Annotated in this window: 12 protein-coding genes; 7 read left to right on the top strand and 5 right to left on the bottom strand. The window is 61.3% G+C overall.

What is annotated here, in order from left to right:
* Nucleotides 1-25 precede the first annotated feature (25 nt).
* From ACP6KB_RS13520 to ACP6KB_RS13495, 6 genes are all read left to right on the top strand, one after another.
* On the top strand, nucleotides 26-1,276 hold the full coding sequence (locus ACP6KB_RS13520; RefSeq protein ID WP_442114224.1) for a helix-turn-helix transcriptional regulator: 1,251 nt from the start codon (nucleotides 26-28) through the stop codon (nucleotides 1,274-1,276).
* A 195-nt stretch (nucleotides 1,277-1,471) separates the two neighbouring features.
* Nucleotides 1,472-2,236 (top strand): SDR family oxidoreductase, encoded by a 765-nt coding sequence (locus ACP6KB_RS13515; protein ID WP_442114223.1) that lies wholly within the window; start codon nucleotides 1,472-1,474, stop codon nucleotides 2,234-2,236.
* A gap of 24 nt (nucleotides 2,237-2,260) precedes the next feature.
* Entirely contained in the window at nucleotides 2,261-3,094 is an 834-nt protein-coding gene (locus ACP6KB_RS13510) for an SDR family NAD(P)-dependent oxidoreductase (RefSeq protein WP_442114222.1), read from the top strand.
* Between the two features lie 109 nt (nucleotides 3,095-3,203).
* Nucleotides 3,204-4,241, top strand: coding sequence for a Rieske 2Fe-2S domain-containing protein (locus tag ACP6KB_RS13505; RefSeq protein ID WP_442114221.1), 1,038 nt, complete (start codon nucleotides 3,204-3,206; stop codon nucleotides 4,239-4,241).
* Between the two features lie 25 nt (nucleotides 4,242-4,266).
* A complete protein-coding gene (locus tag ACP6KB_RS13500) occupies nucleotides 4,267-5,445 on the top strand; it encodes an MFS transporter (protein ID WP_442114220.1) in 1,179 nt (392 codons plus the stop codon).
* A 145-nt stretch (nucleotides 5,446-5,590) separates the two neighbouring features.
* Entirely contained in the window at nucleotides 5,591-6,562 is a 972-nt protein-coding gene (locus tag ACP6KB_RS13495; protein ID WP_442114219.1) for a DNA-binding protein, read from the top strand.
* A 161-nt stretch (nucleotides 6,563-6,723) separates the two neighbouring features.
* On the opposite strand, the gene acnB is transcribed toward ACP6KB_RS13495, so the two are convergent.
* The 3 genes from acnB to ACP6KB_RS13480 form a co-directional block, all read right to left on the bottom strand.
* A complete protein-coding gene (acnB, locus tag ACP6KB_RS13490; protein ID WP_442114218.1) occupies nucleotides 6,724-9,324 on the bottom strand; it encodes a bifunctional aconitate hydratase 2/2-methylisocitrate dehydratase in 2,601 nt (866 codons plus the stop codon).
* A gap of 429 nt (nucleotides 9,325-9,753) precedes the next feature.
* Nucleotides 9,754-10,173: a cupin domain-containing protein gene (locus ACP6KB_RS13485; RefSeq protein ID WP_442114217.1), complete on the bottom strand. Its 420-nt coding sequence runs from the start codon at nucleotides 10,171-10,173 to the stop codon at nucleotides 9,754-9,756.
* 33 nt (nucleotides 10,174-10,206) lie between these two features.
* The gene (locus tag ACP6KB_RS13480) at nucleotides 10,207-10,968 is read right to left on the bottom strand and encodes an SDR family oxidoreductase (RefSeq protein ID WP_442114216.1); all 762 of its coding nucleotides are present in this window, start codon (nucleotides 10,966-10,968) and stop codon (nucleotides 10,207-10,209) included.
* Between the two features lie 202 nt (nucleotides 10,969-11,170).
* Between ACP6KB_RS13480 and ACP6KB_RS13475 the strand changes: the two genes are divergently transcribed.
* The gene (locus ACP6KB_RS13475) at nucleotides 11,171-12,751 is read left to right on the top strand and encodes a winged helix-turn-helix domain-containing tetratricopeptide repeat protein (protein ID WP_442114215.1); all 1,581 of its coding nucleotides are present in this window, start codon (nucleotides 11,171-11,173) and stop codon (nucleotides 12,749-12,751) included.
* 4 nt (nucleotides 12,752-12,755) lie between these two features.
* Here ACP6KB_RS13475 and ACP6KB_RS13470 read toward each other — a convergent pair whose 3' ends face one another.
* Together ACP6KB_RS13470 and ACP6KB_RS13465 are read right to left on the bottom strand one after the other, a co-directional pair.
* Entirely contained in the window at nucleotides 12,756-13,631 is an 876-nt protein-coding gene (locus ACP6KB_RS13470; protein WP_442114214.1) for a universal stress protein, read from the bottom strand.
* 34 nt (nucleotides 13,632-13,665) lie between these two features.
* Nucleotides 13,666-14,235, bottom strand: coding sequence for a GNAT family N-acetyltransferase (locus ACP6KB_RS13465; protein WP_442114213.1), 570 nt, complete (start codon nucleotides 14,233-14,235; stop codon nucleotides 13,666-13,668).
* Nucleotides 14,236-14,353 lie beyond the last annotated feature (118 nt).

Below are 14,353 nucleotides of genomic sequence, written 5' to 3'. Positions count from 1 at the left end.
GCTGCGTGCTGCGAGGAGACGGACGATGGAAAACTCCAGCTTGGGTGTTAACGCCTTGGCCGACATGGGTTTGGATCTGGCCGATTATGACCGGCTGATTGGCGGGATCTACGACGGTTCAATGGACCACAAGTTGATGGCCAAGGCGCTGCGCCATGTCCGTAGTGTGTACCAGGCTAACTACGTCACGTTGATCCTGCGTGTACCCGAGCAACCCGACCTGGGCCTGATGATCGTGGTAGGCGACATCGAAGGTGAGGGCGAGGTGAGCTACTGGGCTTATCCGCAGACCGTCACCCCGTTCAACAACCCGCCCATGGACCAGGTGTTCACGGTCGATGACCTGATGAGCGAAGCCGAGTGGACCAACTCGGTGTACTTCAAAACCTACGGCATCGTTCACGACACCTACCACATCATGGGTGCCAATATTTCCACCGCCGATGGCGGCAAATTGCGCTTTCGCATCACTCGGCCCAAAGCTGCGCCTCGGTTCACCGCTTCGGAGCGTACGCTGTGCGAGATGCTCGTGCCGCATCTGCGCCGGGCCATGCAGGTGCACAACCTGCTCGACCGCAGCGAGTCGATTGGCGAGCTGTATTCCCAGGCGATCAGCCGCTTGTCTGTGGCCACCATCGTGCTTGACCAGAACGGCAGCGTGCTGCGTCTCAACCCGGTGGCCAGCGAGCTGCTGGAGCGCGCCGACGGCCTGAAACTGGTGGGTGGGCGTCTTGAGGCCTCCTATCCCAGTGACAACCGTGAGCTGCAGCGCCTGGTGCGCAATGCCTTTGCCCACGATGCCAACAAAGCGCCGGGCAACAGCGCCGCTGATGCCTTGTCGGTGGCCAGGCCTTCAGGGCAGGTCAACCTTGGTGTGGTGGTCGAGGCGATTCCCAGTCAGGACTGGGCAGACGGCAAGAACACGCCGGCGGTGGTGGTGTACATCCGCGACGCCGTTGGCCGCTCGATGGCCAGTGAAACGGTGACCAAACAACTGTTCAACCTGACCCGGGCCGAAACTGCACTGGCCATGGAACTGGCCAATGGCCTCTCGCTGGAGGAAGCCGCCGAAGTGTTGAATGTGCGCCGCAACACGGCCCGGGCACATTTGCGCTCGATCTTCTCGAAGACCGGTGTACGTCGCCAGACCGAGTTGGTGCGGATCATCCTCAACAGTGTGGTTGCCTTGGGAAAGCCGAAATCGGCCGGGTTGAAAAGCGATAAGACGGAAAAACCACAATTGAAACTGGCCCCCGCCGCCCGCAACAGCGCCTGACCTGTAGGAGCGGGCTTGCCCCGCGATTGCAATATGCCTGACACACCGCAATCGCGGGGCAAGCCCGCTCCCACAGCAAGCCCGCCCCACAGGTTGTGGTATGGCCGCTCCCCTCTAGTCCGTGCAGACGATGTTGCCTCGTCTGCACGGCCTCAATACTAGTCGCCACCGTCACTCTCTATAAGGAAGAACGTTATGCCAGTCACAGCGGTCAGCGGTTCTGCATCCGGTATCGGCGCGGCAGTCTGCCAGGCACTCCGGGCTGCCGGGCATCGCATTATTGGTATCGACCGGGCAGACGCCGAGGTGATTGCCGACCTGTCCAGCGCGGCCGGGCGTCAAGCCGCGATCGATGCCGTGCTGGAGCACAGCGACGGGGTGCTCGATGGCCTGGTGTGCTGCGCCGGGGTCGGTTCCAGCGCGGTGTCGGATGTCATCATTGCGGTGAACTACTTTGGTGTCACCGAGCTGCTCGACGGGCTCGCCGATGCCTTGGCCAAGGGCGATCGGCCTGCCGCAGTGGTAATCGGCTCGATCGCCGCTACGCACATCAACCCCGAGCAGCAACCGATGATCGCTGCCATGCTGGCCGGCAACGAAGTGCAGGCACTGGAGCAGGCCACTGCTCAAGGTCAGTCGCATGTTGCCTATGCCAGTTCCAAATATGCAGTCACCAGCACTGCCCGCAGCAAGGCGGTGGCCTGGGCCAGGCAGGGCATTCGCTTGAACGTGGTGGCGCCAGGCGCGGTGGAGACGCCGTTGCACCAGACCTCGCTGAACGATCCACGCTTTGCCAAGGCGGTGCGTGAGTTCGTTGCGCCACTGGGACGCGCTGGCAATCCCGAGGAAATCGCCGAAGTCGTGGCGTTCCTGCAGTCGCCGCAGGCCAGCTTTGTCCATGGCACGGTGATGTTTGTCGATGGCGGTATGGACGCGATGGTGCGCCCGACACGCTTCTGATCTTTGCCTCGGTGGGGGACAACAATGAGCAAAGTGGCATTCATTACCGGCGCCAGCCGTGGCATCGGGCGCGAAACCGCGTTGGCGTTTGCCCGGGCCGGCTTCGATGTAGCGATCAGCGCACGCACACTGGAAGAAGGCGAACACACCACGCACCGCTTGTGCGATGCCCAGGGCATACCGTTGGCGGGCAGCCTCAACAGCACCGCTGCCGAAATCCGCGCCTTGGGGCGCGAGGCCTTGGTGGTGCCCATGGACCTGCTCGACAGTGCCTCGGTGCTGGCCGCCGCGCAAACGGTGTTGGCCGCGTTCGGACGAATTGATGTGCTGGTCAATAACGCGATCTACCAAGGCAATGACCTCAATGCTGCGTTCATGACGCTGCAGCCAGAGACCATGGAACGGGTGTTCAAGGGTTATGTGCTGGCACCGCTGTTGCTGACCCAGCGCGTGGTCGCCGCCATGCTCGAACGCGGTGCCGGGGTGGTGATCAACGTCACCTCCGGCGCCGGTGAGGTCGATCCACCCGTTGCCGCCGCCAAGGGTGGCTGGGGCTATGCCTATGCGGCGGGCAAGGCTGCGGTCTCCAGAGTGTCGGGGGTGCTTGCCGCCGAGCTGGGCGAGCAGGGCATTCGTGCCTTTACCCTCAACCCCGGTGTGGTCACGACCGATGCGTTGAAGGCCACGATCGGCGACAACGGCTTGCTGGCGATGAAAACCGGCACAGCGCCGCCGCAGGTGCCCGCCGCAGTCATGGTGTGGTTGGCCACCCAGGATCAGGCCGTGCGCTTTCAGCGCCGCACCCTTGCGGCACAGACGTTTGCCCTGGAGCACGGCATCGTCGCCGATTGGCGTTGATTGATCCTACGGTGCTCATCTAGTCCATGCGGAGGATGAGCACCCGCTTCTCCTCGGTGAAGATTGTCCGGGCAAGTTACCGGGGATTTCCACACGAGGAACAATAACAATGACCAAGCTCGCAGCAATCAATGTCGAAACTACCTTGGCCCCTCGCTTTGGCCGAGGCTGGCACTGCCTGGGTGAGGCAGCCGACTACCGCGACGGCCAGTTGCACACCCTGAACATCTTCGGCACCCGCTTGCTGGCGTTTGCCACCTCCAGCGGTCAGATCAGCGTTATTGATGCCCATTGCCCGCACATGGGCGCCGACCTCTCACGCGGTACCCTGGAAAACGACCGGGTGGTCTGCCCGTTCCACCACTGGCAGTACGACGCCAGCGGCAAGTGCGTCGAAATTCCGTACTGCAAGCGCATTCCGCCGAAAGCCAAAACCCGTAGTTGGCTGACCTGTGAAGAGAACAAGTTGCTGTTCGTCTGGAACAACCCGGAAGGCCAGGCCCCGGCCGACGGCGTGGTGATTCCGCACCTGCCGGAGCAGGACAGTGACGAATGGCTGCACGATTGGCACATGGACAAGCTGATTATCGAAACCAACCCGCGCGAACTGGTCGATAACCTGGCAGACGCCCAGCACTTTGGCCCGGTTCATGGCACGCCCACCAAGTACTTTGCCAACATCTTTGAAGGGCATATTGCCCAGCAGATTTTCCACGGTGACTCCGAGCGCTTGGGCGGTGATCTGGTTGCCGAGTCGGCGTACTACGGGCCAGCGACGCACTTCACCCGCATGCGCGCGGTGTTCGAAGGCAAGGAAATCCATTCGATTTTGCTCAACTGCCACGTACCGATCAGCGCCAACAGCTTCGAGCTGCGCTTTGGCTGCATGGTGAAAAAGATCCCGGGCTGGAGTGAAGAGCAGAACCGCGCACTGGCGCAGGATTACGTGCTGCGTAACCGCGAATCCTTCTACCAGGACGTGGACATCTGGGCACACAAGATCCGCGTCAACAACCCGGTACTGGCTGAAGGTGATGGCCCGGTTTACCAACTGCGCGAGTGGTACCAGCAGTTCTTCATGGACGAAGCCAGCGTGCCGGCCAGCATGAACGAACGCCGCGAAATCATCACCGTCGGCCAACGCTGATCACTTACCCGGGCAGGAACGCGCAATGAACATCAGTCGTGGTAACACCGTGGCGATCATGCTGGCGGCCAGCTTCGCCTCGACAATAGGCGGGCTACCGTTCAATACCTTGCCGATTCTGCTCGGTTCGATGGTCGACAGCCTGGGCTTTACGGTCGAACAGATCGGCCTGTTGGGGGCGGTGTGCTTTGCCGGTTACCTGCTCGGCACCCTGGTGGCAGTGGCGCTGATCGACCGTTTGAACTGGCGCTGGCTGACCCTCGGCTGCGCGTTCGGGGCTGCGGTGGCGTACGGGTTGTCGTCACGGCTACCGGCCACGGCGCAATTGCCGCTGTGGGCGTTGATTGGTTTTTTTGCCGCGCTGATGACCTGCCTGGGCATGCGCATCATGGGCGAAATGCCCAACAAGGAGCGCGCCCTGGGCTTGCGTCTGGGCATCGAACTCGGCGTGGTGGCGGCGGTGTTGTTTGCCTTGCCATCGCTGGTCATCGCGAATTTCCACTACACCGGTGCGGCCTTGCTGTTGGCCGCAATCATTCTGCTGCTGAGCCTCAGCAGCTGGGCATTGCCGCGGCGCCAGGATTTGCTGGGCGCCGCTGCACGGCCGCACAGCGGTTCGTTGTTAGCGCGTTTTCAGTTCCCGCCGGCAGCGTATGCCGCGCTAGGGTTTTTCTTCCTGTTCGGTGCCGGGCAGATCGGCCTGTGGGCGTTTCTTGAGCGCCTGGGTCATAGCCTGGCGCTGCAACCGACCGAACTGGGCATCGTCTTCGCCGTACTCAAACTGTTGGGCGGTGCGGCGGCCTTGGTGCTTGCCGCCGTCGGTGATCGCCTTGGCGTGCGAGTACCGCACCTCATCGTCTTGCTGGTTCTCGGCACTGGGCTGTTGTTGCTGGGGAACGCCGATGGCTTCCCGATGTACGCCGCTGGCGCCTGGATCTGGGAGGTGGGGTTCACCTGGGGCTGCGTCTATCAAACCGCTGCCATTGCCCGCATGGACAGCAGCGGCCGCTCGATCATGTTGATTCCCGCCGCCTTTGCCTTGAGCTCGATGGCCGGCCCGGCGTTGGCCGGGCAGTTGCTCAGCCACGGGTTTACCGCGTTGTTATGGGTCGCGGCGGGCTGCGCGGTGATTGCCGTGTTGGCCTTCAGCTGTTTGCTGGCCGGGCGTGCGCAGGGTGAGGGCGCTGTGCAAGCAGTTTGCTGAGCCGAATTGTGTGAATTTAGCATTTCAGATGCGATAAGCCGTGATTATTCAATCTTAGAAACAAGGTTTCTAAGCGTTATTTTGGGAGATGAGATACCATGTAAACACATAGTACGTACTACATTACGAAATCGTAGGAGTAACCATGGCCCGTGGCGGAATAAACAAGGCTGTCGTGCAGAAGGCGCGGCAGGCGCTGCTGGCCCGTGGTGTACACCCGAGTATCGATGCAGTACGTATCGAGTTGGGCAATACCGGCTCGAAAACCACTATTCACCGCTACCTGAAAGAACTCGATAACCAGTACCCGGCGGCACCAGCGAGTACACCAAACCTCAGCGATGCGCTGGCAACGCTGGTCGAACAACTGGCCGAGCAGTTGCAAGCGGAAGGACAGGTACATATCGACGAGGCGTGCAGTACGTTTGAAGCAGAACGGCAAACGCTGTCGGCCCAAGTGCAGATCAGCCAGCAGGCCTTGCAGGCACTGCAGCAGCAGTACGACATCCAGGCCACCGCCTTAGCCGCACAATCTGCCGAGCTGGCCACCACCCGCAGCGCCTTGCAAACCGAGCAGACCCGTAACGCCACGCTCAATCAGGCGGTCGGTGAGTTGAACCTGCGCCTGGCGGACAAAGACGAACAAATCGCCTCGCTGGAAGACAAGCACCAGCACGCCCGTGACGCCCTCGAGCATTACCGCACTGCCAGCCGCGAACAGCGCGAGCAGGAGCAACGCCGCCATGAGGGTCAGGTGCAACAGCTGCAGGTTGAAACGCGGCAGATGCAACAGACGTTGATCGTCAAACAGGACGAACTCACGCGGCTGAACCGCGACAATGAAGGCTTGCTGGTGCAGATCCGCACGCTCAAGGACACCCAGCGCACGCTCAAGACCCAGGCTGATCGCCGTCAGGCGCAGATCCAGGGGCTGGAAATCAACCTGGCGCAGCTCAACGGTTCACGCGACGAGATGGAAAAGCAGAACCAGAACCTTGCCTTGAGCCTGGCGGAACGGGTGACCGAACTGCGCCAGCAGTTGCAGCTGATCGGCAAACTTGAGGCGCAGTTACGCCAGGCAGAAAAAAGCGCGCAGCACGCTCAGGACACACCCTGAAGGTCCACTGACCGGTAGGAGCGGGCTTGCCCCGCGATTGCGGTGTGTCAGTCGCATCGCATCGCGGGGCAAGCCCGCTCCCACAGGTAGTGCAAGACAGTTGCTCCCACAAGAGCTAAAAAAAACCCGCCTATTGGCGGGTTTTTTTTAGCTAAGTCAGCTTAGGCTTGAACAACCGGGATCTTGGCGTTCGCAGCAGCTTCACGGAACTCGGCCATCTGGTCGAAGCTCAGGTAGCGGTAAACGTCGGCAGCCATGCTGTCGATGTTCTTCGCGTACGCCATGTACTCTTCGACGGTTGGCAGTTTGCCCAGGATCGAGGCAACCGCTGCCAGCTCGGCAGAGGCCAGGTAGACGTTGGTGGCGTCGCCCAGGCGGTTCGGGAAGTTACGGGTCGAGGTGGAAACCACGGTCGAACCGGTCTGCACACGTGCCTGGTTACCCATGCACAGCGAGCAGCCTGGCATTTCCATGCGGGCGCCAGCTTTGCCGTAGATGCCGTAGTAGCCTTCTTCGGTCAGCTGGTGGGCGTCCATCTTGGTTGGCGGAGCCAGCCACAGACGGGTAGGGATGCCACCTTTGACCTTGTCCAGCAGCTTACCGGCAGCGCGGAAGTGACCGATGTTGGTCATGCACGAACCGATGAACACTTCGTCGATCTTCTCGCCCTGTACGGTCGACAGCAGACGCGCGTCGTCCGGGTCGTTCGGCGCGCAGAGCACAGGCTCTTTGACGTCGGCCAGGTCGATTTCGATGATCTCGGCGTACTCGGCATCTTTGTCGGCTTCCAGCAGCACTGGGTTGGCCAGCCAGGCTTCCATCGCCTGAGCACGACGCTCCAGGGTACGTGGGGCGCCGTAGCCTTCGCTGATCATCCAGCGCAGCAGGGTGATGTTCGACTGCAGGTATTCGGCGATGGCTTTTTCCGGCAGCTTGATGGTGCAGCCGGCGGCAGAGCGTTCAGCCGAGGCGTCGGACAGTTCGAAGGCTTGCTCGACGGTCAGTTCGTCGAGGCCTTCGATTTCCAGGATGCGGCCGGAGAAGGCGTTGATCTTGCCTTTCTTCTCGACGGTCAGCAGGCCCTTCTGGATCGCGTAATAAGGGATGGCATGGACCAGGTCACGCAGGGTGATGCCTGGTTGCAGTTTGCCCTTGAAGCGCACCAGTACCGACTCCGGCATGTCCAGTGGCATCACGCCAGTGGCCGCGGCGAAGGCGACCAGGCCGGAACCGGCCGGGAAGGAGATGCCGATTGGGAAGCGGGTGTGCGAGTCACCACCGGTACCGACAGTGTCCGGAAGCAGCATGCGGTTCAGCCAGCTGTGGATGATGCCGTCGCCCACCTTCAGTGACACGCCACCGCGGTTGCGCATGAAGTCTGGCAGGGTGTGGTGAGTGTTGACATCGACGGGTTTCGGGTAGGCCGCAGTGTGGCAAAACGACTGCATCACCAGGTCGGCGGAAAAGCCCAGGCATGCCAGGTCTTTCAGTTCGTCACGGGTCATTGGCCCGGTGGTGTCCTGCGAGCCGACGGTGGTCATTTTCGGTTCGCAGTAGGTGCCCGGGCGAATGCCGGTGACACCGCAGGCCTGGCCGACCATTTTTTGCGCCAGGCTGTAGCCCTTGCCCGAATCGACAGGCGTTTGCGGCCGGTGGAACAGGGTTGACGGCGGCAGACCAAGTTCGGCACGGGCTTTTTCAGTCAGGCCACGGCCGACGATCAGCGGGATACGCCCACCGGCGCGGACTTCGTCGAGCAGCACCGGGGTTTTCAATTCGAAGGTGCTGATGACCTCTGCGCTGCCATGCTTGCAGACGTTGCCCGCGTAAGGGTACACGTCGATGACATCGCCCATGTGCAGGTCGGCGACGTCAAATTCGATCGGCAGGGCGCCGGCATCTTCCATGGTGTTGTAGAAGATCGGTGCGATCTTGTTGCCGAAGCAGAAACCACCGCCACGCTTGTTCGGCACATAAGGGATGTCGTCGCCGAAGAACCACAGCACCGAGTTGGTCGCGGATTTGCGCGAAGAACCGGTACCCACCACGTCACCGACATAAGCGATCGGCAAACCTTGTTCGCGCATGGCCTGGATCTGCTGCATCGGGCCGGTGACGCCGGGCTCATCGGGGGCAATGCCGTCGCGAGCCATTTTCAGCATGGCCAGGGCGTGCAGCGGGATGTCCGGGCGCGACCAGGCATCCGGGGCAGGGGACAGGTCGTCGGTGTTGGTCTCGCCGGTGACCTTGAACACCCGCAAGCTGATTTTCTCGGCCAGCGCCGGGCGCGCGGTGAACCACTCGCCGTCGGCCCAGGACTGCACCACGGCCTTGGCGTGAAGGTTGCCGGCCTTGGCCTTTTGCGCGACGTCGTGGAAGGCGTCGAACATCAGCAGGGTGTGCTTGAGTTGCTCGGCCGCCACCGCCGCCAGTTGCGGGTGATCGAGCAGCTCGACCAGGGTGACGATGTTGTAGCCGCCCTGCATGGTGCCCAACAGCTCAACGGCACGGGTGCTGTCGATCAACGGCGAGCGGGTTTCGCCTTTGGCCAGCGCTGCGAGAAAGCCAGCCTTGACGTAGGCCGCTTCGTCCACCCCGGCAGGCACGCGCTGGCTGATGAGCTCGACAAGCAGGGCGTCCTGGCCGATAGGGGGTTGCTTGAGCAGTTCGACCAGAGCCGCTGTTTGCTCGGCATTCAAAGCGAGAGGGGGCAGGCCTTTGGCGGCGCGCTCCTGGACATGGTGGGCATAGGCTTCGAGCACTGGCGATCTCCTGTAGGGCGCTTGGCTACATGCACGGGACAAGGTCGCAGGTTGTTGAACCTGGCCTTGATCATTAAAAACAGGAGCAGATTTCCGGCCATTGAGAGTGACCGCTCCAGACCGCCGAAAACAGCCTGCCCCTGCGAAATAGGTACGGTGTGTGTTTTGGTTATTGTTGACACATTCATCGCTTGCGGCAGAAATATACGCTGCAAAATGCGTTTTGCAAATTAATTGTCAACACATTGTCTGGAGTGCTCATTCAGAGCTGCATCTGATTCACCGTGCTGTTCAGGTTCATCTGTGCCAGATTACCTGTACGCCGAGCCAGCAATACCGCAATGGGTTGCTGCAACACCTCACGTATCACTGAAGCGGATGCGGCCCTGCGTTAGCCTCAGGCAACTGGCGAAGGGCCGCAGTAACTGTCTAGGGTTTTGACTTGGCTGGGGTCACCAGATCGGTTTCATCGCTGTCGAGCACAAACACCGCCAGCAGTTTTGCCGGTTGGCTGTCACTGGCATTGGCGCTGACCGCGTGGAACGATCCGGGCTCTTCCACGAAGTTTTCCCCGGCCTTGTAGATTTTCTCCGGCTCATCGTTGACGCGAATGCGCACCGCACCTTCGAGCACCGTGGCATAGATGAAGGCCGACTTGGGATGGGTGTGCGCCGGTGACGCCGCGCCCGGCCCGTACTCCACCAGCACCCCGCGCATGCTTTTGCCAGGCACGTTCGGCAGGGTGCGATCGAACACCAGGGTGACTTTGCCGGGCGCCGGGTCGGCGGCTGAAGCCGTGTTGAAGGCCAGCGCTGCAACGGCAGCGGCCAGCAGCAATCGAGTTTTCATTGCAGTACTCCTGTGGGAACAACGCGTTGGCAGTTAGCGGTTTGACGTGGCAATCAAGCGCGCCAGCCAGTCTTCGAAGTGGATCGCACCCAGGCGCGGATGCGCGCCGGGGGTTAGCGATTGATCGTCGAGTACATCGCCGAAGTAACGCGCATGCACATCCGCCACGACCTTGCGGCTGTCGTTGGTGGCGCGCAAGTAGCGGCGTACCAGCTCGTCCAGCGGTAATGCTTCCGGGCCGGCAATCTCCAGCGTAGCGTTGAGCGGCGCGGCCAGCGTGACATCGGTCAGCGCGGCGGCCACATCGTCGGAAGCCATCGGCTGGATCAGTGCCGGCGACAGATGAATTTCATTACCGACCAGCGCCGACTCGGCAATGCCGCCGACAAACTCGAAGAATTGCGTAGCACGTACCAGGCTGAACGGCTGACCGCTGGCCTTGATCAAGGCTTCCTGGGCAACCTTGGCGCGGAAGTAGCCATTGTCCGGCAGCCGCTCGCAACCGACGATCGACAGCGCAATGTGGTGGCTAACCCCAGCGGCAGCCTCAGCCGCCAGCAGATTGCGCGTCGAGGTCTGGAAAAACTCCAATACTGCCTGGTCTTCCCACGACGGCGCGTTAGCCACATCGACCACCACATCGGCGCCCTCCATGGCGGCGGCGAGCCCTTCACCGGTGATGCTGTTGACACCAGTGGCGGGCGAAGCGGCCAACGCCTGGTGGCCACGTGCGGTAAGATTCTTGACCAGTTTGGAACCAATGAGGCCGGTGCCTCCGATGACGACGATGTTCATGGCAACACTCCACTTGGGGACGGTAACCGTTACCGCCCGGATGTAATCAGAGTGCCTTCTGACCCGCGCCGGGTCTTTGCTGCAGGCTTGGATTTTCCTTCACGTACGCCTGCTTTTTCGTCCAAAGCTGCCGTATTATCGTTTGATATTGATTATCGCCTCGGACACGGAGCCTAGGGCGCTCATCCAGGGGATACCCACGTTGCCATTCGCCTTCGAAGACTACCTGCTCGATCAAGAACGCCGGGAACTGACCCGCGCTGGCCAGGCGGTGGCGCTTGGGCCGCAGGTGTTTGACCTGTTACTGCAACTGGTCATTCATCGTGATCGGGTGCTGAGCAAGGAGGAACTGCTCGAAGCGGTGTGGGGCACGCGGATCGTCTCTGAGTCAACCATTACCAGCCACATCAATGCGGTCCGCAAAATCGTGGGCGATAGCGGTGAGGAGCAGCGCCTGATACGTACCGTGGCGCGCAAGGGCTACCGCTTTGTCGGTGAGGTGCGACTCGCTGACAACAGCGCGACCAGCACCACGGAACTCGCCGACAACGCGCCACCTGTGCCAGCGCCTGCAGCACTGATACTTCCCGACAAGCCGTCGATCACCGTACTGCCCTTCCAGAACCTCAGCGGCGATGCCGAGCAGGATTACTTCGCCGACGGTGTCGTCGAAGACATCATCACCGCCTTGTCGCGCATTCGCTGGTTGTTTGTCATCGCCCGTAACTCCAGTTTTACCTACAAGGGCAGGGCCGTTGACGTTCAGGGGGTGGGCCAGGAACTGGGCGTGCGCTATGTGCTCGAAGGCAGCATCCGTAAATCCGGCAACAAGGTGCGCATAACCGGGCAATTGATCGACGCCAGCCGTGGTACGCATATCTGGGCGGAACGTTTCGAAGGTCTGCTCGATGACATCTTCGAACTGCAGGACAGCATTGCCGAAAGTGTTGTGGGCGCCATTGCGCCGCAGCTGGAGCGCGCAGAAATTGAGCGTGCCAAGGGCAAACCGACCGACAGCCTAGACGCTTACGACTACTACCTGCAGGGGACGGCAAAGCTGCACCAGGGCAACCAGCACGCCATCGAGCAGGCGCTGGGGTTGTTCTACCGCGCCATCGAACTCGACTCCGAGTACGCCTCGGCGTATGGCATGGCGGCGTGGTGTCATTTCTGGCGCAAACTCAACGGCTGGATGGCCGATCGCCCGCGTGAAATCGCTGAAGGTGCACGCTTGGCACGGCTGGCAGTAGAACTGGGGCGCGATGACGCCGTGGCGCTGACCCGCGGAGGGCACGCCCTGGCCCATTTGACGGGTGATCTCGATAGTGGCATTGCTTTGCTGGACCGGGCGCGAGTGCTCAACCCCAACCTGGCCCCAGCGTGGTTTCTCGGTGGTATTTTACGGGCACTGCGCGGTGAGGCCGACACGGCTATCGACAACCTCAAGCATGCCGTACGCCTGAGCCCGCTGGACCCCGAGATGTTCCGCATGGAAGTGGGCATGGCCCTGGCACATTTTTTTGCCGGGCGTTATGAACTCGCCGCAGTGTGGGCGGAAAAAGCCTTGGGCAACCTGCCCAGCCTGCTGGTGGCGGTAGCCTTGCTCGCCGCCAGCCAGGCGCACGCCGGACAGCTGGACAAGGCGCGGGCCAGCATGCAGCGCTTGCAGGCCCTGGACCCTACGCTGCGTACGGGCAACCTGCAGCAGTGGTTGCCCATCCAACGCGCCCAGGACCTCAAGCAGTTCGCCGAGGGTTTGCGCCTGGCGGGTTTACCGGACTAACCGGCTACAGTGACACCAGCACATCACAGCGCGATTCGTTGAGCACATATTTGGTGATGCTGCCCACCAACAGTTCTTCCAGTGCGCTTTCACCTTGCTTGCCGATCACGATCAGGTCGCAGTCCAGTTCCTGTTCCTGCTCGACGATCTTCCAGGCCGGGTCGCCCTGGACTACCAGCTGCCTGGCCTCGGGAATTTCGCAGGTGTCGGCCAATGCTGCGAGCTGCTCGATGGCATCTTTCTTGATGACATCGCGGTAGTGCTTGAGGGTATCGGCGTCGACGTTGGCCAGACGCATGCTCGACTCGAAGGGCGCCTCGAACACGTGCAGCAGCACAATTTCGGCCGGTCCGGCGACGGATTTGGCCAGCTCGATGGTACGTAGCGACGCCGCCGAGAAATCGACCGGAACCAGCACTCTGCGGTACTCGCCGCGTGGCGGCTGTTTGACCACCAGGGTAGGGCAGAGCATACGGTTGAGCATGCGCTGCACGGTCGAGCCCAGCAGCAGGTGACGTACCCGGCTCTGGCCCTTGGCGCCGCACACCAGCACATCGATGCGCCGGTCCTGCACTTCACGGGTGATCTCAGTGACCACGCCCCCGGCCATCACGTGTGCAGCGGAGGCAACGCCGTACTGTTCGAACAGATCATGAGCCAGTGCGTGGGTGTGTTTTTTCCCGGCCTCGACCGTGCGCTGCAGCAGGTCTTCATCCGGCGCGACAATCTGCTTGAGACGCTCGAAGGGTGCCGAGTTGGCAACGTAGAGCAGATCCAGTTTCGCCTCCAGGCCCTTGCTCAGCAATGCCGCACGCTCTGCCGCGTGGCGTGCCGGTGTGGAAAGGTCAGTGGCAACCAGGATGTGGTTCAGCGGGTACATATCAATCTCCTTGTTCAGTACCGTGCAGCGTTTGTCACCTCAATGCCAGGCGATGGACAACCCTGCATGCGTCTTCGGGGTCACGCGCGGTCGAGAAGCCGAATGCGCGCACCAGGTCGTGCACATAGGTATTGGCAGCGTCCTCGATTGAATACATTTCTTTATAGCCGTGCTCACGCGCGTGGTCGATCAGGTGGCCTAGCAACAGCGACGCCAGACCAAGGTTGCGCCACTGATCGTCGATGGTGATCGCGCACTCGCATTCATCCGGCGAAGCGCCGGTTGCATAGCGGCTGATCCCGACTTCCAGCAGTTCGCCATCGACATGGGCCAGGGCTACATAGGCCATGTGCTGCTGATCGATGGTCATCAACTGGTCAAGCATGGCTTTGCCGGGCTCGTTGATCTGGCACAGAAAACGGAAGTGCCGTGATTCGGGCGACAGGCGCATGATGAAGGCTTTTTCACGCTCGCGATCTTCGGCCCGTAATGGGCGGATAAGCACGTGACGACCATCCTTGAGTGGTTCAATCCAGTGCTCGCCTTGTTCGGGAGCAAAGATTGCAGGGGAGGGGGTCAGTGCCTCGGGTTGAGTAAGTGCCATGGAATGTACTCCGTGGAAAGGGAGAGATACGAAAAGCACACTACCTATCTACGCCTGTAGGAAATTTCTGGCTTGATGCAGGTCAAGCTGCAGGCGTATCGCTTGGCTGACTGTAGGA

Origin of the sequence: Pseudomonas sp. NUPR-001 (genome assembly GCF_052147955.1) — a bacterium.
Lineage (GTDB): Bacteria > Pseudomonadota > Gammaproteobacteria > Pseudomonadales > Pseudomonadaceae > Aquipseudomonas.
Note: the sequence above shows the minus strand (reverse complement) of the source record. Positions and strands in the feature narration are given on the sequence as shown.

Coding starts and splice junctions, on each gene's coding strand:
- ACP6KB_RS13505 (WP_442114221.1), top strand. CDS start 3,204: ATGACCAAGCTCGCAGCAATCAATGTCGAAACTACCTTGGCCCCTCGC.
- ACP6KB_RS13480 (WP_442114216.1), bottom strand. CDS start 10,968: ATGAACATCGTCGTCATCGGAGGCACCGGCCTCATTGGTTCCAAACTG.
- ACP6KB_RS13510 (WP_442114222.1), top strand. CDS start 2,261: ATGAGCAAAGTGGCATTCATTACCGGCGCCAGCCGTGGCATCGGGCGC.
- ACP6KB_RS13520 (WP_442114224.1), top strand. CDS start 26: ATGGAAAACTCCAGCTTGGGTGTTAACGCCTTGGCCGACATGGGTTTG.
- ACP6KB_RS13500 (WP_442114220.1), top strand. CDS start 4,267: ATGAACATCAGTCGTGGTAACACCGTGGCGATCATGCTGGCGGCCAGC.
- ACP6KB_RS13495 (WP_442114219.1), top strand. CDS start 5,591: ATGGCCCGTGGCGGAATAAACAAGGCTGTCGTGCAGAAGGCGCGGCAG.
- ACP6KB_RS13470 (WP_442114214.1), bottom strand. CDS start 13,631: ATGTACCCGCTGAACCACATCCTGGTTGCCACTGACCTTTCCACACCG.
- ACP6KB_RS13465 (WP_442114213.1), bottom strand. CDS start 14,235: ATGGCACTTACTCAACCCGAGGCACTGACCCCCTCCCCTGCAATCTTT.
- ACP6KB_RS13515 (WP_442114223.1), top strand. CDS start 1,472: ATGCCAGTCACAGCGGTCAGCGGTTCTGCATCCGGTATCGGCGCGGCA.
- ACP6KB_RS13485 (WP_442114217.1), bottom strand. CDS start 10,173: ATGAAAACTCGATTGCTGCTGGCCGCTGCCGTTGCAGCGCTGGCCTTC.